A 21,158-nucleotide genomic window follows, 5' to 3' on the forward strand; every position below is an offset into this window, starting at 1 on the left:
GGGGGACACCATGGAGCTTGCGTTTACGCCCAGACAGCGCGCCTTCCGCGCGGAGGTCCGCGCCTGGCTCGCCGACAACGTGCCGCGCACGCCGCTCGCGAGCTACGACACGCGCGAAGGCTTCGAGCAGCACCGCGAATGGGAACGGCGCCTGTTCGATGCGCGCCTGTCGATGGTGATGTGGCCCGAGGCGCTCGGCGGCCGCGGCTGCGACCTCATCGAGTGGCTGATCTTCGAGGAGGAGTATTACGCCTCGGGCGCGCCGCTGCGCGTGAACCAGAACGGCCAGCTGCTGCTCGGGCCGACGCTGATGGAGTTCGGCACCGAGGCGCAGAAGCAGCGCTTCCTGCCGCGCATGGCGTCTAGCGAGGACATGTGGGCGCAGGGCTGGTCGGAGCCGAACGCCGGCTCCGACATGGCGGCGATCACCAGCAAGGCTATCCGGGAGGGCGATCATTACGTCCTCAACGGCCAGAAGACCTGGTCGACGCGCGCCATCTACGCCGACTGGCTGTTCGGGCTGTTCCGCAGCGACCCGGCCTCCAGCCGCCATCACGGTCTCAGCTTCCTGACCGTGCCGCTCGATTCTCCCGGCGTGACGATCCGCCCGATCCGCGCGCTGAACGGCAAGGAAGCCTTCGCCGAGATCTTCTTCGACGACGTGCGCGTGCCGGTCGAGAACCGCATCGGCGACGAAGGCAAGGGCTGGCACGTCGCGATGGCCACCGCCGGCTTCGAGCGCGGCCTGCTGCTGCGCTCGCCGGGACGCTTCCAGCACACCACGCGCCGGCTCGTCGCGCTGTACCAGGCGCACCGCGAGGTGGCCGACCGCGACCCGGCGATCCGCGACGCCGTGTGCGAATCGTGGATGGGCGCCGAAGCCTACGCGCTGTCCGCGTATCACACGGTCGGACGGCTTGCGAAGGGTGCGCGCATCGGCGACGAGGCGAGCACCAACAAGATCGTGTGGTCCGAGCTCGACCTCAAGATGCACGAGACGGCGATGCGCATCCTCGGCGCGCGCGGCGAACTCGTCGCCGAGGCGCCGGAGGCCGAGGACGGGGCGAGCTGGCTCGAAGGCTTCCTGTTCGCGCAGGCCGGCCCGATCTACGCCGGCACCAACGAGATCCAGCGCAACATCATCGCCGAGCGCATGCTCGGCCTGCCCAAATCCTGAGGGGGCCGTCATGGACTTCACCTTTACCGACGACCAGCTCGCGTTCCGCGAAGCCGTGAGCCGCTTCCTGATGACGGAAGCCGCGCCCGAGATGCTGCGCGAGATCTGGGACACCGATGTCGGCCGCTCGCCCGACCTGCGCCACAAGATCGCCGAGCAGGGCCTCACCGCGCTGTCGGTGCCGGAGTCCCTGGGCGGGCTCGGCATGGACGACGTCGCGTGGTCGCTGATGACGCAGGAGCTGGGCTACTACGCGATTCCCGACTCGCTCGCCGACACCGCCTACGTCGCCGCCGGCCTGATCGCGGCCTTGCCGGAAACGGTCGCGAAGCGCGAGGAACGACTGTGCGCGATCGCCGACGGCAGCATCCGCATCGCCGTCGGCCATCCGGTCAATCCTTTCGTCGCCGACGCCCAGCCTGCGGACCTGCTGCTGCTCGCGCACGGCGACGAGGTGCATGCGGTGCCGCGCGCGCTGGTCGACGTGATCGCCAATCCGAGCGTCGACCACTCGCGCCGCCTGGGGCGCGTCGTGTGGGAGCCCAATTCGGCGACCCGCGTCGCGGCCGGGGAGGCCGGCCGCGCGCTGTGGGCCGCGACGCTGGAGCGCGGCGTGCTGTCGGCCGCGGGCCAGCTGCTCGGGCTTGCGCAGCGCATGCTGGATCTGTCGGTGGATTACACCGCGCAGCGCAAGCAGTTCGGCAAACCGATCGGCAGCTTCCAGGCCGTGAAGCACCACCTCGCCGACGTGGCGACGCGCATCGAATTCGCCAAACCGGTGCTGTACCGCGCCGCGCATGCGCTCGCGCACGGCGAGGCGGGGGTGGCGGTGCGCGTGTCGCACGCCAAGCTCGCGTGCGGCGAAGCGGCGTGGCTCGCCGCGCGCCACGGCATCCAGGTGCATGGCGCGATGGGTTACACCTGGGAAGTCGATCTGCAGATGTTCATGAAACGCGCCTGGGCGCTGGATGCGTCGTGGGGCGACCGCGGCTTCCACAAGACGCGCGTCGCGGGCTTCGTGCTCGGCGACGCCGCGGCGCTCGGCCCCGGGCGCACCTTCGAGGAATAAGGAATGGCTGAAGCCTATATCGTCGACGCCCTGCGCAGCCCGACCGGCAGGCGCAAGGGCGGTCTCTCCCACGTGCATGCGGTCGACCTCGGCGCGCATGTCCTGAAGGCGCTCGTCGAGCGCAACGCGATTCCCGCCGAGGAATACGACGACGTGATCTTCGGCTGCGTCGACACCATCGGCTCGCAGGCGGGCGACATCGCGCGCACGAGCTGGCTCGCGGCGGGCCTGCCGCTCAACGTGCCGGGCACGACCGTCGACCGCCAGTGCGGCTCGTCGCAGCAGGCGCTGCATTTCGCCGCGCAGGCGGTCATGAGCGGCACGCAGGACGTCGTCGCCGTCGGCGGCGTGCAGACGATGACGCAGATCCCGATCTCGTCGGCAATGCTCGCCGGCCAGCCGCTCGGCTTCCCCGATCCGTTCTCCGGCAGCCGCGGCTGGAAAGCGCGCTTCGGCGAGCAGCCGGTGAACCAGTTCTACGCCGCGCAGCGCATCGCCGACCACTGGCACATTAGCCGCGCGCAGATGGAGGAATTCGCGCTCGAAAGCCACCGCCGCGCCCGTGCCGCGATCGCCGAAGGCCGCTTCGCGCGCGAGATCGTGCCGCTGGAGGGCGTCGAGCACGACGAGACGCCGCGCGACACGACGCTCGCGAAGATGGCCGAACTGGAACCGGTCGGGCCCGAGTTCCCCGCGATCACCGCCGCCGTGTCGAGCCAGACCTGCGACGCCTCGGCGGCCCTGCTGGTAGTGTCGGAAGCGGCGTTGAAGCGCTACGGCCTGACCCCGCGCGCGCGCATCCACCACCTCAGCGTGCTCGGCGACGACCCGATCTGGCACCTCACCGCGCCGATTCCCGCGACGCGCGCGGCGCTGAAGAAGGCCGGCATGACGATCGGCGACATCGACCGCGTCGAGATCAACGAAGCCTTCGCGTCGGTGGTGATGGCCTGGGCGAAGGAGACCGGCTACGACCCGGCCCGCACCAACGCCAACGGCGGCGCCATCGCCCTGGGCCATCCGCTCGGCGCCACCGGCGCGCGGCTGATGACCACGCTGCTGCACGAACTGGAACGCAGCGGCGGCCGCTTCGGGCTGCAGACGATGTGCGAAGGCGGTGGCCAGGCCAATGTGACGATCATCGAGGTATTGAAATGACAAAGGGTATCTGTGACGGGCGCACCGTGATCATCACCGGCGCCGGCGGCGGCCTCGGGCGCGCCTATGCGCTGGCCTTCGCGGCCGAGGGCGCGAACGTGGTGGTCAACGACATCCGCAACGAGGCCGCCGTGGCCGTTGCGAGCGAAATCCGCGAAGGCGGCGGCAAGGCCATTGCCGATTCGAACGACATCACGCGCCTCGAATCCGCGCAGCGCATCGTCGATGCGGCGATCGAGGCCTTCGGCGACGTGCATGTCGTCGTCAACAACGCCGGCATCCTGCGCGACCGCATGTTCGTGAGCCTCGGCGAGGAGGATTGGGACGAGGTGATGCGCGTGCATCTGAAAGGCCATTTCTGCCTCGCCAACATCCTCGGCCGCCGCTGGCGCGACCAGGCCAAGGCCGGCCAGACGGTCGACGCGCGCATCATCAATACCAGCTCGGGTGCGGGACTGCAGGGCTCGATCGGGCAGTCGAACTACTCGGCGGCGAAAGGCGGCATCGCCTCGCTGACGCTGGTGCAGGCGGCCGAACTGGCACGCTACGGCGTCACCGCCAATGCGCTGGCGCCGTCGGCGCGCACGTCGATGACCGAGAGTGCGATGGCGGCGGTAGTGAAGAAGCCCGAGGACGGCAGCTTCGACCTGTGGGCCGCGGAAAACGTCGCGCCGCTCGTGGTGTGGCTCGGCAGCCCACTGTCGCGCCACGTCAGCGGCCAGGTCTTCGAGGCCCAGGGCGGGCGCATCTCGCTGTGCGACGGCTGGTGCACCGGCGTGACGCGCGACAAGGGCGCGCGCTGGGAGCCCGCCGAAGTCGGCGCCGCGGTCGACGCGATCCTCGCCGAGGCGGTGCCGGCGCAGAAGGTGTGGGGGAGCTGAAAGAGCGCCTCGAACACGGCATGCCAGCCGTGCCGCACGAGCTCGCACGAAGACGCCCTGCTTGCAGGGCGTTTTTCCGATAAAGGCTGCTCAGCTCGCCTGGGCGCCGGACTCTGCGAGCGAGCTCCCGTATACCCGCTTGAGCTCCATCTTCAGCAGCTTCCCGGCCGGATTCCTCGGCAGGGCCTCGCTGCGCACATGCACCACCACCGGCACCTTGTAGGCGGCGAGCCGCGCCGCGACGTGTGCGCGCAGCGCGTCGGACGTGACCGTGCCGGGAGCGTCCACGACGACAGCCGCGGCGACGGCCTCGCCGGAATTCTCGTCCGGCAGCGCGAACACCGCCGCCTCGATGACCGACGGGTGCTCCAGCAGGCAGGATTCGACTTCGGCCGCGGCGATCTTCTCGCCGCTGCGGTTGATCACGTCCTTGATGCGGTCGACGACGAACAGGAAGCCCTCGTCGTCCAGGTAACCGACGTCGCCGGTGTGGAACCAGCCGTCGACCAGCGCGTCGCGCGTCGCTTCCGCGTTGCGCCAGTAGCCCTGCATCACGGTGACGCCGCGCAGGCAGATCTCGCCCGCTTCGCCCGCCAGGAGCGCGCCGCCGTCCGGGCCGGCGATGCGGACCTCGATGATGGGCGAGACGATGCCGGAGCTGCGGGATTGGTATTTGAACAGCTCGCCCGAGCCCGCGGCCCCGACGCCGTTGGTTTCCGTCAGCCCGAAGCCGATGCCGGACAAGCCGTTCGGGCGGGCCGCGAACACGCTGCGAATCAGCGGTTGCGGCAGGCCGGCGCCGCCGAAGCCGAGCCCGCCGAGGCTGCCGGTGATCGCCGGGTCGTCGAAGCCCGGCGCCGCGAGCAGTTGCGCGACCATCGACGGCGCGCCGTTGAACTGCGTGATCTGCTCGTCGCGAATCAGGGCCAGCGCCTGCGCGGGATCCCAGCGGTGCATGAACACCAGGCGGCGGCCGTTGCGCAGGGCCGACAGGAGCTGCGCGTGCAGGCCGCTGACATGGAACAGCGGCACCGCGGTGAGCGTCGTCGGTGCGAGGCCGCTTTGCATGATCGCGGCAACGGCCAGCGGGGACGTCATCGCCGAGATCGCGCCGATGTAGTCGATGTTGAAGAGCGCCTGACACACCGCGCGCTGCGAGGACAACACGCCCTTCGCCTGGCTTGTGGCGCCGGAGGTGAACAGGATCAGGGCGGGGTCGTCCGGACCGAGTGCGGGCCGCGGAAAGGCTTCCGCCGGGCCGCACGCCATCGCCTGGTAGCTCGATACGCCTTGTGGCGCCGTGCCGCCGACGAGCGCGATGCGGCAGCCGGGCACTCCGGTATCGCCTTCGAGGCGTTCCAGGCGTTCGGGATCGCAGAACAGCCATGCCGGTTCGACGTCTGCAAGGGCTGCACGCAGCTCGCCGCGCAGGCCGAAGCTGTTCAGTGGCGCCGGAACGGCGCCCAGCAGCGCGGCGGCGGCAAAGGCGACGGCCCACTCGGGACGGTTGCGCATCGCGATCGCCACCCGGTCGCCGCGTTTCAGCCCCTGCCGGAGGAGCGCGGCGGCGACCGCGTCGACTTCGGCGAAGAAGCGCGCGAAAGTCCAGCGCTCGTCCCGATAGACGACGAAGAGCTTGTCGCCATGCACGCGGCCGGCGTCGATCAGGGCGGGGAGATCCGGAAACGCATTGCGGTAGCGCTTCACCGGCCGCCCGTCGATTTCGGTTTCAACCAGTTCGAACGGTGCGCCGGGCGCCAGCAGTTGTGCGCGGGCAGCCGCCAGTGCATCGATGATGTTCGTCATTCATCCCTCCAGTATTCAATTCGCCGCGCTGAAGCGGTAGGCGCCGTCGTCGTCGAGCACGCGCCGCAGCTCGCCTTCGTAGCGCAACCACGACAGGTGCGCAATGGTCTCGCCGAGCGCCAGCATGTCGTCGGCGCCGCCGAGGATGCGCGGGAAAAGCCGCGCCATGGCCTCGAACGCGGTGCAGTTCCCGGCCTCGGCCACGATGTCGTGCAGGACGCCGAACTGGTGGCGATGGTGCTCGCGGAACTCCCGCACGCGCGCGTTGAGGCCGCGGAAGACGAGCTGGTGCGACGGCAGCACGAGCGTTTCGGGGGCGAGGCGGTCGAGGCGTTCGAGCGATTCGAGCCACAGCTTGAGCGGGTTCGCCTCCGGCTCGACGCCGGATACCAGCACGTTCGATGTGATGCGCGGCAGCAGCTGGTCCCCGGCGATCAGGATGCGGTCGGCCGCGCAGTACAGGCAGGCGTGTTCCGGCGAATGCCCCTCGCCGATGATGACGCGCCAGCTGCGCCCGCCGATGCGCAACTCGTCGCCCTCGCGCAGGCGCCGGAAGGCGTGCGGGTGGGGCGGCATGAAGGGGTCGCGCCGCAGGGCGCCGAACATCCGGTCGATGCGCGCATCGGGCATTCCGGCGCGCTGGTAGAACTGGCGCAGCGGCACAGGCAGCGGGTCGGGCACCTGTTCGTTCAACCCCCGCATCGTGAAGAACTCGCCGTGCGTCATGAAGAGCGGGATGTCGAAACGTTCGGTGAACCACGCCGCGAGTCCGGCATGGTCGTAATGGAAGTGGGTGCAGATCAGGCCTTTCAGCGACAAGCCCTTCAGGTGGCGGGCGATGATCGTCTCCCACAGCGCCTTGGACTTTCCGGTGTTCAGGCCGGTGTCGACCACCAGCCAGCCGTCGCCGTCCTCCAGCAGGTAGACGTTGATGTGGTCGAGCTGCATCGGCATCGGGATGCGCGCCCAGAGGATGCCGGGCGCCAGCTCGACGACTTCGCCATCGGGCGCCGGAGCGGCGAACGGATACTCGAGCGCCTCTGCCTCCTTTTCCTGTCCGGCCGACGCCGGTTCCGAAACAAGCCCGTGGTCTGGCATGAATGCTCCTGTGTGCTGCGGTCGGAAAATCCCGATCGTTACTGCAATCTAGACCCGCGGGGTGCCGGGGAAAAACGTCCAAAAGGACGATGCCCCCGCGGGCGCCCGAGCGCGCGGCGAACCATCGTCCAAACAGATGATGCAGGTGCTGCGGGCGAACTCGAAAATCTGGGTGAAATTCCCCACATCTCATACAGAGGAGAGCCCGATGGCCACCACCAAGGATTACCGCCTCGGCGAATTCACCTACCCGCGCGGCTGGTTCATGATCGCCGACGCCGCGGAACTCAACACCCACAAGCCGCTCGCGGTGCGCTTCTTCGGCAAGGACTTCGCGCTGTACCGCGGCCGCGCGACCGGCAAGATCGTGCTGCTCGACGCCTACTGTCCGCACATGAAGACCCACCTCGCGGCGCAGAACACCACGTCCTACGTCGTCATCGACGGTGGCGGCAGCAACGTCGAGGGCGACAGCATCCGCTGCCCCTACCACGCCTGGCGCTTTGGTGCGGACGGCAAGTGCGACGACATCCCCTACCACCAGGGCCCGATTCCGGCCACCGCCTGCGTGAAATCCTGGACCGTCGTCGAGAGCCTGGGCGCGATCTGGGTGTGGCACGACCCGGAAGGCGGCGAGCCCGAGTGGGAGCACCCGACGCTGCCGCAATGGGACGACCCGTCCTGGGTGCGCTGGACGTTCGACCACCTCGGCGTGCTGAACCAGCACCCGCAGGAAGTCATCGACAACATCTGCGACTACGGTCACCTCAGCCCCATCCACGGCTCGACCGTCGAGCGCTACGAGAACGAGTTCCGTGGCCACACCGCCACGCAGCGCCAGTGCGGTCCGCACCGCACCCTGGTCGGTGCGGACGGCGTGAGCCCCATCCTCCACACCGACACCACCTACCACGGCCCCGGGGTGCTGATTTCGTACCTGACCGGCCTCTACGACTCGGTGCTGATGATCACCCACACCCCGGTCGACGACGGTTCGATCAAGGTCTGGCACTCGCTGCTCGTGAAGTCGCCGGGCAACAACGCGGTGGTGACGGTGCCCGACACGATCGCCGCGCGCCAGTTCCAGGAGGCCAGCCGCCTCTCGTTCATGCAGGATTTCGAGGTGTGGATGAACAAGGCCCCGTGCCTCAACGGTCTCTTCATCCCCAGCGACGGCCCCTTCATGAAGGCGCGCATCTGGTACAAGCAGTTCTACAATCCGCGCGCGAAGAAGCAGGAATTCCTCGACCAGTGCGAGGGGCTGTACGTGCCGCGCGGCGCAACGCCTTACACGGAGCCGGCCGCTGCGGCCTGAGCGGATTCTGATCGCAGCGGACCATCGCGGCCCGTCCCGAGGACGGGCCGTTTTTTTTTGGTGAGCGGCCGGGCGGGGCGCGAGAGGCGTGATCAGACCGCCAGCGCAGCGACTTCGCCGGCGGCTTCCTCGCGGGTGTAGAACCGCCCCTCCAGCACGAAGCCGGAGACGATGCTGTCTTTCACCCGCCCGACGCGGCCGCCCGGGTCGCGTTGCAGGATGACTTCTTCGGGCAGTCCGTCCAGCAGATGGAAGGGGGCGGGGCGGCCGTCGGCGAAACGGGAGTCGTAGACGGCGCCGGAGGCGACATCCTTGAAGGCGGGGCGGAAGCCCAGCGGGCGGTTCTCCTCGCTGCGTCCGCCGGTGCTGTGGAACTCGCGGTTTTCCCGGTGCAGTGCCAACGGGCTCAAGGCGGCGCTCATGATTGCGGCGCCCATGTCCACCACCATTGTGCGGACGCCATGAAAGCGCTCCAGGGCATGGAGGCGCCGGGCTCGGGGGCGGCCGGGCGCTGGGGAGCAGGGGCTTCGAGCTGGAGGTTGGCGGCGGTCGTGTCGCAGTGGCGGCAGTGCAGGTGTCCCGAGGTGCTGACTGTCCAGGCGCTTTCGCCGCAGGCGCCGCACGACCAGACTTCATGGCCGGCCTCCGCGCTTCGGGATTCGTCCCTGCGGTAATCGTCGATCCGAATGACCTTGCCCATCATCGCCTCCGATCCGGTCGTGCCGGCATTCACCTGACGCTACCGATTCTGTCCGTGCGGCCAGGGCGGCGCATCGTCCCTTTCGAATAGTCCGGGCGGACGAGCGAGGGCGGGCCGAAGGGGCGCTTGCGGGCTTGCGGAGGGCGAAAAAGGCGCGCCGGCGTCGCCCGGGGGAGCGATGCCGGCGGAGGGGGCGGGCTGTGACTAGGAGGCGTTCTTCGGCGCGGCGGGCGCTGAGGGCACCCAGTTCTGCAGGCCGCTGTCGCTCGCGAGCAGCCATTTGCCGTCGGCAAACGCGATGAGATCCGTGAGGGCTTCGCGGCCGCCCTTGCGCGCAACGCTGAAGCTCGCGCCGCCGTCGGCGCTCGCCAGCACGATGCCGCCCTGGCCGACGAGCAGCAGTTTGCCGTCCGGGCCGAGCGCGTGGCTGTAGGTGGAGATCGGCGCCGGCATGCGCGAAGGCGTCCAGGTGGCGCCGTCGTCGGTGCTGTGGAACACGTTGCCGCGCATGCCGTAGGCGACCCAGCGGCGGTCGCCGAGATCCACGGCGCCGTACAGCGAGCCGTTGTAGAACGCCGGCACCTTGGTCCATTGCTGCCCCCCGTCGGTCGAGCGCCGCATCGTGCCCGCCTCGCCGACGATCAGCCAGGTTTTCTTGTCCCTGGATGCAACGATGGCGTTGAGGTGCCAGTCTTCCTGCTCGCCGATCGTGAACTCCTCCCAGCTCTTGCCGTCGTTGGCCGAGCGGAGCGTGCGGCCGAAGGCGCCCACGGCGATCCATTCGCCCGAGGGCAGGCGCGCGGCGGACATCAGCGGCTCGCCGTTCTTCTCGGTGAAGGCCACTTCGACCCAGTTGAGGCCGCCGTCGGCAGTGCGCAGGATCCAGCCCTCGTGTCCGAGGGCGATGCCGGTCTTGTCGTCGGAGAAGACGAGGCGCGTGATCAGGGCCTGGCGGTTGGCGGAAAGGTTTGCGCGGCGCCAGCTCGCGCCTTCGTCGGTGGAGACGAGGATGGTCCCGAGTTCGCCCGCGGTGACCAGTCCGGCGGCTGTACGCGCGATGGTGGTGAGTTGCATCCGGTCCACCGGGATGCGGGTGGCGGCAAGCGGGGGCACGCTGCGCGGCGAAAACGCGTAGACCCCGGCAAGCGCCACGGCCAATGCTATCGCCAAGCCGACGAGGGTTCGCATGGACTGTCTCCTTGATGAACGGTCTGCCGCCTGAGGCCTCGGCAGTGTGCGCCAATTATTGACGGCGCGTGGGGTAGGGCATCGTCCAAACGGGTTAATGCGCTCCGCGACGCGCTCTTGCCCGCAACATATTCCCCGCCGTTCGCGGCGTTAGTCCGTTCAGACGATGAGTCGCTGCCGACCGTATGAAAACCTTGCGACAACGGGGCAATTGCCCCACTGCGATGTTTGCCGACGGCGGGCACGCTTTCGAGGAGACAAGGTATGGGCGTTCTGAGCGAAGACCAGGTGGCGGGCGTGCTCGCCGAAGACTACATGACGTCCGAGGCCGTCGAGCTGCTGCAGCGGGCACGCGAGCTGGCGCCGCGCCTGGCCGCCCGCGCGAGCGATGCCGAGCGGGAAGGGAGGGTGCCGCCTGAGTCGGTACGCGAGATCGCCGCGGCGGGCCTCTTCCGCGTGTTGCAGCCGCGGCGCTGGGGCGGCTACGAGCTCGATCCGCGCGTGTTCTACCGCATCCAGATGGCGCTCGCCGAAGGCTGCATGTCGACGGCGTGGATCTACGGCGTCATCGGCGTGCATGACTGGCAGCTGGCGCTGTTTCCCGAGCAGGCGCAGCAGGACGTGTGGGCGAAGGATTCCGGCACGCTCATCGCGTCGACCTACATGCCGGTGGGCAAGGCGGAGAAGGTCGAGGGCGGTTATCGCTTCTCCGGTCGCTGGAGCTTCTCGAGCGGCGTCGACCACTGCGAATGGATCTTCCTCGGCGGGCTGCTGCCGAAACGCGACGGCTCCGAGGGGTTCGAGCACACGACCTTCCTGCTGCCCAAGTCGGATTACCGCATCGAGCGCAACTGGGACGTGCTGGGGCTGCGCGCTACCGGCAGCCACGACATCGTCGTCGACAACGCCTTCGTGCCCGAGCATCGCACCCAGCGCACCAACGACCACGCCGACGCCGGCTGCCCGGGGCGCGAGCTGAATTCCGGCTGGCTGTACCGTATCCCCTTCACGCAGGTGTTCCAGCGCGCGGTGTCGTCCTCGTGCATCGGCGCGCTCGACGGCGCGATCGCGAGCTTCCGGGAGCGGGCGGCGGCGCACATCGGCAAGCACGGCGCGAAGACGGCCGACGACCCGAACGCGCAGACGGCGGTGTCGGAAGCGATGATGACGACGGACCAGCTCAAGCTCGTGCTGTTCCGCAACTATGCGCGCATCGTGCAGTGCGCGCGCACGGGCGAGCGGATGCCGGTCGAGGAGCGCCTGATGCAGCGCGCCCAGGCCTCGCAGGTGCCCAAGGTGTGCGCGCGCATGGCCGACGAGCTGCTGCGCGCCTGCGCCGCGTCTGGCACCTTCCGCACGAATCCGGTGGAGCGCGTGTTCCGCGACATCCATCAGGCGCGTGCGCACATCGCGAACAACACCGACGCCTATGCCCGCGCGCACGGCGCCGTGATGCTCGGCCTGCCGAACGCCGATCCCTTCGTGTGAGCGGGCGCGGGCGACAGGATGGACAACACAGGGGAGAGGACGATGGGACGGCTCGATGGAAAGGTTGTGCTGGTGACGGGCGGCGCCAGTGGAGTAGGGCGCGAGGATGTGCTCCTGATGGCGCGCGAGGGCGCACGGGTGGTCCTCACCGACCGCAACGTGGAGGCGGGCGAGGCGCTGGCGCAGGAAGTCGGCGATCAGGCGATGTTCCTGCGTCACGACGTCGCGAGCGAGGCGGACTGGCAGGCGGTGATGGCGGCCATCGAACCCCGATTCGGGTCGTTCGATGCCGTGGTCAACAATGCCGGCATCCTCGAATCGGCCTCCCTCGAGGAGGCCACGCTCGAACACTGGCAACGCATCCAGCGCATCAACGCGGACTCGTGCTTCCTCGGCTGCAAGTACGGCGTGCTGGCGCTGAAGGCGCGCGGCGGCGCCATCGTCAACATGGCGTCCGTGTCGTCGTGGCTACCGGTGGATGGCTATGCGGCCTACAGCGCGTCGAAGGCTGCAGTCGGCGCGGTGACGCGCGCCGCGGCGCTCCACTGCCGCAAGCGTGGCTATGCGATCCGGGTGAACTCGGTTCATCCGGACGGCATCTACACGCCGATGATGCAGGCGAGCGCTCCCGGCGTCGATCCCAAATACATGCTGTTCGATCCCGACAAGAACCGGGGCGGGCGCGCGTGCATGCCCGACGAGATCGCCAAGGTCGTGCTGTTCCTGGTGTCGGACGAATCGCGCTTCGTGAGCGGGGCCGAGATCCGCGTCGACAACGCGATCCTGGGCATGGGGCTATGAGCACGGCGCCCACGCGCTGGCACGCGCTCAAGATCGCCTCGGTTGTCGCCGAGACGCACGACTCGAAGTCGTTCGAATTCGAGGTGCCGTCGGATCTTGCCGAGACTTTCAAGTACCGTCCCGGCCAGTTCCTGACGCTGCGCGTGCCCGTGCTGGGGCGCCATCTGCCGCGCTGCTATTCGATGTCGAGCGCGCCGACGCTGGACGCCCGTCCGCGCGTCACGGTCAAGCGCGTCGCGCATGGCCGCGCGTCGAACTGGCTGTGCGACCAGCTGAAGGCGGGCGACACGCTCGACGTCATGGCGCCGGCCGGCATCTTCACGCCGCGCGCGCTGCAGGCGGATTTCGTCCTCTTCGCGGCCGGCAGCGGCATCACGCCGGTGTATTCCATTCTTCGCGCCGCGCTCGCGCACGGGCAGGGGCGGGTCGGCCTGATCTATGCGAACCGCGACGAGCGCTCCGTCGTCTTCCGCGACGGCCTCAAGGAACTCGCGGTGGCCCACCCCGCGCGCCTGCAGGTGACCCACTGGCTGGACTCGGTGCAGGGCGTGCCTGCCGTCGCGCAGCTCGCGGAGCTCGCCCGGCCGTGGCGCGACGCCCAGGCCTTCATCTGCGGCCCCTCGGCCTTCATGGACGCGAGCGTGGCCGCGCTGGAAGCCGTCGGCATGGCGAGCGACGCCGTGCATGTCGAACGCTTCGTGTCGCTGCCCGACGAGGAGGATGCGGACGCGGTGAGCGCCGCCGCGGCCGCGACCGCACCCGCGGCCGTCGTCGAGCAGGCCGAGCTCGAAGTCTCGCTCGACGGCGAGCGTCGCACGATCGCCTGCGGCGGCAGCGAGACGCTGCTCGACGCGATGCTGCGCGCCGGCCTCAACGCGCCGCATTCGTGTCAGGCCGGCATGTGCGCCTCGTGCATGTGCCAGGTCGAGGAAGGCAGCGTGCATCTGCGCCACAACGAGGTGCTCGACCAGAAGGACCTCGACCGCGCCTGGACCCTTTCCTGCCAGGCCGTCCCGACCTCGCACCGCCTGCGCGTGCGCTTTCCCGGCTGATCGGGCCGCCGGGGCGCGGGCTCCGGCCTCTGTTCCGATTAGTCCTGTTGGAGGATGTCTCCCTTCCCCGCGGCCGCGATGATTGGTTCAGGAGCCGGCCAGACGCCGATTCGGCGGCCGGCGCATCCAAATCACGTTCCGAGTGGGAGAAGCAAGTGAAGATTCTGGTCCCCGTGAAGCGGGTGGTCGATTACAACGTCAAGGTGCGGGTGAAGTCCGACCGCAGCGGGGTCGAGCTCGCCGGCGTCAAGATGGCCATCAACCCCTTCGATGAAATCTCGGTGGAAGAGGCCGTGCGCCTGAAGGAGGCCGGCATCGCGACCGAAGTCGTCGCCGTGAGCTGCGGCAGCGCCGCGAGCCAGGAGACGCTGCGCACCGCGCTGGCGATGGGCGCCGACCGCGCGATCCTGGTCGAGTGTGGCGAACTGAGCGACGCCGAACTGCAGCCGCTCGCGGTGGGCAAGCTGCTGAAGGCCGTCGCGGAGCGCGAGCAGCCGCAGCTGGTGATCTGCGGCAAGCAGGCGATCGACGACGACGCCAACCAGACCGGTCAGATCCTCGCCGCGCTGATGGGCTGGGCGCAGGCGACCTTCGCGTCGAAGCTCTGCGTCGAGGGCGCGGCCCTGCGCGTCACGCGCGAGGTCGACGGCGGGCTGGAGACGCTCGAACTGAAGCTGCCGGCGGTCGTTACGTCGGATCTGCGCCTCAACGAGCCGCGCTACGCGACGCTGCCCAACATCATGAAGGCGAAGAAGAAGCCGCTGGACGTGATCGCCGCCGCCGGGCTCGGCGTCGATATCGCGCCGCGCCTGCGCCATTCCCAATATTCCGAACCGCCGGTCCGCAAAGCGGGCATCAAGGTCGCCGACGTGGCCGACCTGATCGCCCGGCTCCGGAACGACGCCAAGGTCATCTGAGGAGTCCCGAGAACATGAAGGTTCTGGTCATTGCGGAACACGACGACGGCAAGCTCGCCGGCGCGACGCTCAACGCGGTCACTGCCGCGCAGTCATTCGGCGCGCCCGTGCATGTGCTGGTGGCCGGCCACGATACGGCCGCCGCCGCAGGCGAAGCCGCCGCGCTGGCGGGCGTTGCGGAGGTCATCGCGGTGAATGCCGCGCATTATCGGGACCAGACGGTCGAAAACCTCGCCGTGCTGGTCGCCGAACTCGTCCGCGGCGAAGGTTTCACCGCCGTGGTTGCGGGCGGAACGAGCTTCGGCAAGAATCTCGCTCCGCGGACCGCCGCCTTGCTCGACGTGGCGCCGGTTTCCGACGTGGTGTCGATCGCCGGCGCTGGACGCTATGTGCGCCCGGTCTATGCTGGAAACGTCATGGTGACGGTCGAATCGGACGAGCCGGTACAGGTGATCACGGTGCGCACCACCGCGTTCGCCGCAGCGTCCGGCGAGGGTGTGGCGGGCGTGCGCGAACGGGCGGCGGCGGCGGACCTCGGCGTTGCGCGCCTGCTCGGACGCGAACTGAGCAAGTCGGAACGCCCTGAGCTCGCGGCGGCGCGCATCGTCGTGTCGGGCGGACGCGGCCTCGGCAGCGGGGAGAAGTACCGCGAAGTGCTCGAACCGCTGGCCGACCGGCTCGGCGCGGCGCTCGGTGCGTCGCGCGCGGCGGTGGATGCGGGCTATGTGCCGAACGACTACCAGGTCGGCCAGACGGGCAAGATCGTCGCCCCCGACCTGTACGTCGCGGTGGGCATCTCGGGCGCGATCCAGCACCTGGCCGGCATGAAGGACTCGAAGGTCATCGTCGCGATCAACAAGGATCCGGACGCGCCGATCTTCCAGGTGGCCGACTTCGGGCTGGTGGGCGACCTGTTCGACGCGGTCCCGCAGCTGGCGGCCGGGCTCGCGGCGAGCTGACGACAAGTAAGATGATCGCGGTCCGGGCAACATTCCCGGGCCGTGCGGGTCGGGGCAGAAAACGGCTTCGGCAGTTGCGGCAACGATGTGAATGGCCGAGACGTGGAGGGAACCCCAAAGGAGGGAACCCCCAATAGACGAATTCCCGGTGAAGGAGAGATCGTGGAAGCAACCAAGGGATCTTCGTCCCTGATGCAGTCGAATTTCGATCTGGAGCAGTACGACCGGATCGTCAGAGCCTTGTACGACGCGGCCCTCGACACCAGGTCGTGGGCGGACGCGCTCGAATATCTGCGGCAGATCTTCACGGCGAACTACGTCACGCTGATCCTGCGCACGCCCGAAATGACCGACAAGGGCCTGATGATCGCCGTCGGCGACGTCGAGGGCGGCGGCCGCGTCACCTACATGAACTACCCGCAGACGACGACGCCCTTCGTCAATCAGCCGGCCGACAAGGTGTTTACGGTCGAGGACCTGATGAGCGAGAGCGAGTGGCGGCGCTCGTCCTACTACCAGCACTGGTGCGCGGGTCATGGCGTCTTTCACGTCATGGGCGTCGATATCGCGACCCCGGGGGCCGGCAAGCTGCGTTTCCGCATCACGCGCCCGGAGGATGCGCCGAAGTTCTCGGCCGAGGACCGCGCGCGCTGCGAAGCGCTGCTGCCCCATCTGCGGCGTGCGCTGCAGATTCACAACCAGCTCGACCGCAGCGAATCGCTGGGCGCGATGTACGCGCAGGCGATCGGCCGGCTGTCGATCGCGACGATCGTGCTGGACGAGAGCGGCAAGGTGCTCGACCAGAACCTGATCGCGAAGGAGATCCTCGCGTCCGCCGACGGCCTCAAGATCGTCGGCGGACGGCTCGAAGCGTCCTACCCGAGCGACAACCGCGAGCTGCAGCGCCTGGTGCGCAACGCCTTCGCGCGCTACGGCACGGACGATGTCGCGGTTGCCGAAGCGATGTCCATCGCGCGGCCTTCCGGGCAGGTGAGCCTGGGCGTGGTGGTCGAGGTCGTGCCGTCGAGCGAATGGGCCGAAGGCAAGGGCCAGCCCGCCGCGGTGGTCTACATCCGCGATGCGACCGGCAAGTCGCTGGCGAGCAGCACGGTCGCGAAGCAGCTCTTCAACCTCACGCCCGCGGAGACCGCGCTGGCGCTCGAACTTACCAACGGCCTGTCGCTCGAGGAGGCCGCCGAGGCCCTCGGCATCCGCCGCAACACCGCGCGCGCCCACCTGCGCTCGATCTTCTCCAAGACCGGCGTGCGGCGGCAGACTGAGCTCGTGCGCATCATGCTCAACAGCGTCGCGGCGCTCAGCAAGAACGGCTGAGCCGCGCGCCCTCCGGCAGCCGGAAATGCGTCGGACATGATCTGAATGGACGATGCGAAGCCGCGTCAAACAGCGGAATATCCGGTCAACACAGTCGGTCGTCGAGGATTTCATGCAGAAAGTTGCATTCGTGACGGGAGCCAGCCGCGGCATCGGGCGCGAAACGGCCATCGCTTTCGCGCGCGCCGGTTTCGATGTCGCCATCAGCGCACGCACGATGGAAGAGGGTGAGACCCACGCGCACGCCCTGTACAAGGCGGACGGCAGCCCCTTGCCCGGCAGCCTTGCAGGCACTGCCGCCGCCATTCGCGGCCTCGGACGTCGCGCGCTCGCGATCCGCATGGACCTGCTCGACGACGCGTCGGTGCAGGCGGCCGGCGAGGCCGTGCTGCGCGAATTCGGCCGCATCGACGTGCTGGTTAACAACGCCGTGTACCAGGGGGGTGACCTCAACCTGCCCTTCCTCGACCTGGAACCCGCGACGCTGCAGCGCGTGTTCCAGGGCTACGTGATGGCGCCCTTCCTGCTCACGCGCGCCGTGCTGCCTGCGATGCTCGCGCAGGGCGAGGGCGTCGTGATCAACATCACCTCGGGCGCCGGCGAAAGCGATCCGCCCGTTCCCGCGGGGCGGGGCGGCTGGGGCTATGCGTACGGCGCCGGCAAGGCGGCGGTGTCGCGCCTGTCGGGCATCCTGTCGGTCGAACTCGGTGAAAAGGGTATCCGCGCCTTCACGGTCAATCCGGGCGTCGTGACGACGGACGCGCTGAAAGTCACGATCGGCGAGAAAGGCGTGATCGCGCTGCGCAACGGATCGGCACCGCCGGAAGTCCCGGCCGCCGTCCTGCTGTGGCTCGCGACCGCCGCCGATGCGGCCCGATTCCAGAAACGCACGATCAACGCCCAGCCCTTCGCGCTCGAACACGGCATCGTCCCGGACTGGCGCAAACCATGAGCAACGAACGCGAATCGATGGAATTCGACGTCCTGATCGTCGGCGGTGGGCCCGCGGGGCTGGCGGCTGCGATCAGGCTGAAGCAACTGGCGGCCGAGAAAGGCAGCGAAGTTTCCGTTTGCCTGATCGAGAAGGCTGCCGAGATCGGCGCGCACATCCTCTCCGGCGCGGTGATGGACCCGCGCGCGCTCGACGAACTGATCCCCGACTGGAAGGAACAGGGCGCGCCGCTCAACACCGCCGTCACCGAAGACCGCGTGATCTTCCTCAACGAAACCGGCGGGCGCAAGGTCCCCAACGGCCTGCTGCCGGACTGTTTCCTGAACCACGGCAACTACATCGTGCGCCTCGGGAACGTCGCCGAGTGGCTCGGCGAGCAGGCCGAAGCGCTGGGCGTCGAGGTCTATCCGGGTTTTGCCGGGGCCGAGATCCTGTACGACCTCAGTGGCGAAACGAGCGGTGCCGTGAAGGGTGTGGTGACCGGTGACATGGGGGTGACGCGCGAAGGCGAGCACGGCCCCGCCTACCAGCCTGGCATGGAGCTGCACGCGAAATACACGCTGTTCGCCGAAGGCTGCCGCGGCCACTTGGGCAAGCAGCTCGAAGCGAAATTCAACCTGCGCGACGGCGTCGATCCGCAGACCTACGGTATCGGCCTCAAGGAGCTGTGGGAAGTGCCGGCCGAGCGCCACGAGCCGGGCGTGGTCGTGCACACCACGGGCTGGCCGCTGCCCTCCGACACCTACGGCGGCGGCTTCGTCTATCACCTCGAGGACAACCTCGTCGCGATCGGCTACGTCGTGGGCCTCAACTACACCAACCCGCACCTGTCGCCGTTCGAGGAATTCCAGCGCTACAAGACCCATCCCGAGATCCGCAAGTATCTCGAAGGCGGCAAGCGCCTGGCCTATGGCGCGCGCGCGATCGCCGCGGGCGGCCTGCAGAGCCAGCCCAAGCTGGTGTTCCCGGGCGGCGCGCTGATCGGCGACGACGCGGGCTTCCTCAACGCCGCGCGCATCAAGGGCAGCCACGCCGCGATCAAGAGCGGCGCGCTCGCGGCCGAGGCCGCGTTCGAGGCGGTGGCCGCGGAGCGCCAGAGCGACGAACTCACGGCCTTCCCCGACGCGTTTAAGAGCAGCTGGCTGTACGCGGAGCTGCACAAAACGCGCAACTTCAAGCCCTACATGAAGAAGGGCCTGTGGATGGGCTCGCTGCTGTTCGGCATCGACCAGAAGGTGTTCCAGGGCAAGGCGCCGTGGACGCTGCACAACTCGTCCGACCACGACAAGCTCAAGCCCGCGTCCGAGTGCCCGAAGATCGACTACCCGAAACCCGACGGCGTGCTGACCTTCGACCGCCTCTCCTCGGTGTTCCTGTCGAACACCAACCACGAGGAAGACCAACCCTGCCACCTGCGGCTGAAGGATGCGTCGGTGCCGATCGCGATCAATCTCGCGAAGTACGACGCGCCCGAGCAGCGCTACTGCCCAGCCGGCGTGTACGAGATCGTGCGCGAGGAAGCGGGCCCGCGCCTGCAGATCAACGCGCAGAACTGCGTGCACTGCAAGACCTGCGACATCAAGGACCCGACGCAGAACATCGACTGGGTCGTGCCGCAGGGCGGCGAAGGGCCGATCTACCAGGGGATGTAGCACCGGCAGACTTTTCCGGGGGTGTCGCAACAAACGCTTTGGGGTTCTACGCTCTCCTCCTCTCCCTCTTGCGTGACACCTTCGTTTTTATAAATGGCGGCGCCGGCAGCGTCTTGCAGCGTTGCCGGCGCGCTCGCTAGCGTAGTGGTGTGTTCTTGGCGGGACTTATCTGAAGCGCAGCAATTCAGGTTGCGGCGGCCTCCTCCTCGTGTGCCGCGGAGCCAATTAGCAGGTCCCTTCCCCTTCAAGGGGAAGGACAGGATGGGGATGGGTTTCTTGCAAGCGCTTCGGAGTCCACCCATCCCCACCCCAGCCCTCCCCTTGAAGGGGAGGGAGCTATGCCGTACAGCGTGCACCGCTACACTACTGAGTTGCGACGTACCTCAGCGCGGGGCGGCCAGCACCTGCTCGGCGAAATGCTCGTCGATCTGCGCGCCCTTCGCGAGCAGTTGGCGGTACTTCACGAAATCGACCGTGTCCTTGCCCGTGATCTTGCGCGACTCGAAGGCGTTGAAGCCCAGCCAGGCTTCGTTGTTCATGTTCGCGGCAAGCCAATGGCGCTGCGCGGCCTTCTGCTGATCCCAGAAGAACTTCTTCTTGCCGCGGATCGCGTCGATCGAGTTCATCAGGCAGTTCGGGAAGAGGTTGGTGAAGCGCCAGATCATCGCATTCACTTCCTTGTCGAGCAGCTCGAAATCCACCTCGCATTGCGCGATCAGCGCCTCGGCGCGCGCCAGCGCTTCGCCCTGGACCATCTCGCCGTACACGATCTGCCCCATCTCTGACCACGTATCGGTCCGCACCTTGGGGTTGGGGATCCACTCGCCGTTCTTCTTCAGCACCGGCAGGACCTTCGAGATCATGCCCTTGTACTTCATCTTGTACGCGCTCCACAGCTCGCACGAGACGCAGTTGTAGATCGCGTCTTCCATCGACAGGAACCACGGCAGGAAGTCCGTCGAGCCGCCCACCGGCGCGCTCCCGTGTTTCGGTCCGGCCTGGCCATACACGGCCATGTCCGACGAGATCGTGATGTCGGTCGCCATGCCGATTTCCTGGCCGCCCGCGACGCGCATGCCATTCACGCGGCAGATCACCGGCTTCTTGCAGTTGAGGATGCCGTCGACCATGCCGATGAAGAGGTCGATGTAGTCGCCGTATTCCTGCGGCCGCCGCGAATAGTAGGACGCGTATTCGGCCGTGTTGCCGCCGCTGCACCACGCCTTGTCGCCCGTGGCGGTGAAGACCGCAGCCACCACGCTGCGGTCCGACGACGCAGTCTGGAATGCCTCGATGACGCCCTTCACCATTTCCGTCGTGTAGGAGTTGTACTGCGCCGGGTTGTTCAGCGTGATCCAGGCCGAGTACAGGTCCTCCACCGGCTTGCCGTTGGCGTCGATCACGGGCCGCTTCTCGTAGATCACCGAGGGCGCCGCGGTGCCCACATGCGCGTTGTCGATGAGGGCGTGATTCTTCAGTTCGTTGTCACGTTTCAGAAAGTCCAGGCTCACGTCGGTCTCCAGGTATTGAGTGTGCCGGAAGGATTTCCGGCAACACATTGCAGTGATGTCGATCCAACAATCGGATTTCTATCTTTGATTTCGCCTCGACCG

General features: G+C 68.1%; 19 protein-coding genes. 13 read left to right on the forward strand and 6 right to left on the reverse strand.

Going from position 1 to position 21,158, the window contains the following annotated elements; translation table 11 throughout:
- The first annotated feature begins 10 nt into the window (after nt 1-10).
- From CDA09_RS09640 to CDA09_RS09655, 4 genes are read left to right on the forward strand one after another with little or no spacing between them, the layout of a single operon-like run.
- The gene (locus CDA09_RS09640; RefSeq protein WP_121428422.1) at nt 11-1,177 is read left to right on the forward strand and encodes an acyl-CoA dehydrogenase family protein; all 1,167 of its coding nucleotides are present in this window, start codon (nt 11-13) and stop codon (nt 1,175-1,177) included.
- Between the two features lie 10 nt (nt 1,178-1,187).
- Nucleotides 1,188-2,246 carry an acyl-CoA dehydrogenase family protein gene (locus CDA09_RS09645; protein WP_121428423.1) on the forward strand — a complete coding sequence of 353 codons (1,059 nt, stop codon included), beginning with the start codon at nt 1,188-1,190 and terminating at the stop codon, nt 2,244-2,246.
- A 3-nt stretch (nt 2,247-2,249) separates the two neighbouring features.
- The gene (locus CDA09_RS09650) at nt 2,250-3,404 is read left to right on the forward strand and encodes an acetyl-CoA C-acetyltransferase (RefSeq protein WP_121428424.1); all 1,155 of its coding nucleotides are present in this window, start codon (nt 2,250-2,252) and stop codon (nt 3,402-3,404) included.
- Nucleotides 3,401-4,285, forward strand: a complete 885-nt coding sequence (locus CDA09_RS09655; RefSeq protein WP_121428425.1) for an SDR family oxidoreductase — start codon at nt 3,401-3,403, stop codon at nt 4,283-4,285. The genes CDA09_RS09650 and CDA09_RS09655 overlap by 4 nt, the downstream gene beginning before the upstream one ends.
- Nucleotides 4,286-4,375: 90 nt before the next feature.
- Here the strand turns inward: CDA09_RS09655 and CDA09_RS09660 are convergent, their stop codons facing one another.
- A complete protein-coding gene (locus tag CDA09_RS09660) occupies nt 4,376-6,091 on the reverse strand; it encodes a class I adenylate-forming enzyme family protein (protein ID WP_121428426.1) in 1,716 nt (571 codons plus the stop codon).
- A gap of 15 nt (nt 6,092-6,106) precedes the next feature.
- The gene (locus tag CDA09_RS09665) at nt 6,107-7,189 is read right to left on the reverse strand and encodes an MBL fold metallo-hydrolase (protein WP_121428427.1); all 1,083 of its coding nucleotides are present in this window, start codon (nt 7,187-7,189) and stop codon (nt 6,107-6,109) included.
- 208 nt (nt 7,190-7,397) lie between these two features.
- On the opposite strand from CDA09_RS09665, the gene CDA09_RS09670 reads away from it, so the two are divergent.
- A complete protein-coding gene (locus CDA09_RS09670) occupies nt 7,398-8,504 on the forward strand; it encodes an aromatic ring-hydroxylating dioxygenase subunit alpha (RefSeq protein WP_121428428.1) in 1,107 nt (368 codons plus the stop codon).
- A gap of 92 nt (nt 8,505-8,596) precedes the next feature.
- On the opposite strand, the gene CDA09_RS09675 is transcribed toward CDA09_RS09670, so the two are convergent.
- The 3 genes from CDA09_RS09675 to CDA09_RS09680 form a co-directional block, all read right to left on the reverse strand.
- Nucleotides 8,597-8,926: a hypothetical protein gene (locus tag CDA09_RS09675; protein ID WP_121430807.1), complete on the reverse strand. Its 330-nt coding sequence runs from the start codon at nt 8,924-8,926 to the stop codon at nt 8,597-8,599.
- A complete protein-coding gene (locus tag CDA09_RS23145; protein WP_128106552.1) occupies nt 8,923-9,207 on the reverse strand; it encodes a hypothetical protein in 285 nt (94 codons plus the stop codon). Before CDA09_RS23145 ends, CDA09_RS09675 begins: the two co-directional genes overlap by 4 nt.
- Before the next feature lie 201 nt (nt 9,208-9,408).
- Nucleotides 9,409-10,392, reverse strand: a complete 984-nt coding sequence (locus CDA09_RS09680) for a WD40/YVTN/BNR-like repeat-containing protein (RefSeq protein ID WP_121428429.1) — start codon at nt 10,390-10,392, stop codon at nt 9,409-9,411.
- Between the two features lie 264 nt (nt 10,393-10,656).
- Here CDA09_RS09680 and CDA09_RS09685 point away from each other — a divergent pair, with 264 nt between their 5' ends.
- The 8 genes from CDA09_RS09685 (at nt 10,657) to CDA09_RS09720 (ending at nt 19,545) form a co-directional block, all read left to right on the forward strand.
- Nucleotides 10,657-11,880, forward strand: a complete 1,224-nt coding sequence (locus CDA09_RS09685) for an acyl-CoA dehydrogenase family protein (RefSeq protein ID WP_121428430.1) — start codon at nt 10,657-10,659, stop codon at nt 11,878-11,880.
- A 42-nt stretch (nt 11,881-11,922) separates the two neighbouring features.
- Complete coding sequence (locus CDA09_RS09690) at nt 11,923-12,681, forward strand: SDR family oxidoreductase (RefSeq protein WP_121428431.1); 759 nt, start codon at nt 11,923-11,925, stop codon at nt 12,679-12,681.
- Nucleotides 12,678-13,733: a ferredoxin--NADP reductase gene (locus tag CDA09_RS09695; protein WP_121428432.1), complete on the forward strand. Its 1,056-nt coding sequence runs from the start codon at nt 12,678-12,680 to the stop codon at nt 13,731-13,733. The genes CDA09_RS09690 and CDA09_RS09695 overlap by 4 nt, the downstream gene beginning before the upstream one ends.
- A gap of 155 nt (nt 13,734-13,888) precedes the next feature.
- A complete protein-coding gene (locus tag CDA09_RS09700; RefSeq protein ID WP_121428433.1) occupies nt 13,889-14,650 on the forward strand; it encodes an electron transfer flavoprotein subunit beta/FixA family protein in 762 nt (253 codons plus the stop codon).
- Nucleotides 14,651-14,664: 14 nt separating this feature from the next.
- Nucleotides 14,665-15,609 carry an electron transfer flavoprotein subunit alpha/FixB family protein gene (locus CDA09_RS09705; protein WP_121428434.1) on the forward strand — a complete coding sequence of 315 codons (945 nt, stop codon included), beginning with the start codon at nt 14,665-14,667 and terminating at the stop codon, nt 15,607-15,609.
- A gap of 162 nt (nt 15,610-15,771) precedes the next feature.
- Complete coding sequence (locus tag CDA09_RS09710; RefSeq protein ID WP_286164447.1) at nt 15,772-16,941, forward strand: helix-turn-helix transcriptional regulator; 1,170 nt, start codon at nt 15,772-15,774, stop codon at nt 16,939-16,941.
- A gap of 112 nt (nt 16,942-17,053) precedes the next feature.
- Complete coding sequence (locus tag CDA09_RS09715; protein WP_121428435.1) at nt 17,054-17,893, forward strand: SDR family NAD(P)-dependent oxidoreductase; 840 nt, start codon at nt 17,054-17,056, stop codon at nt 17,891-17,893.
- Complete coding sequence (locus CDA09_RS09720; protein ID WP_174718428.1) at nt 17,890-19,545, forward strand: electron transfer flavoprotein-ubiquinone oxidoreductase; 1,656 nt, start codon at nt 17,890-17,892, stop codon at nt 19,543-19,545. Before CDA09_RS09715 ends, CDA09_RS09720 begins: the two co-directional genes overlap by 4 nt.
- A gap of 383 nt (nt 19,546-19,928) precedes the next feature.
- Here CDA09_RS09720 and oah read toward each other — a convergent pair whose 3' ends face one another.
- A complete protein-coding gene (gene oah, locus CDA09_RS09725; RefSeq protein ID WP_121428436.1) occupies nt 19,929-21,056 on the reverse strand; it encodes a 6-oxocyclohex-1-ene-1-carbonyl-CoA hydratase in 1,128 nt (375 codons plus the stop codon).
- Nucleotides 21,057-21,158 lie beyond the last annotated feature (102 nt).

Origin of the sequence: Azoarcus sp. DN11, from assembly GCF_003628555.1 — a bacterium.
Classification (GTDB): Bacteria; Pseudomonadota; Gammaproteobacteria; order Burkholderiales; family Rhodocyclaceae; genus Aromatoleum.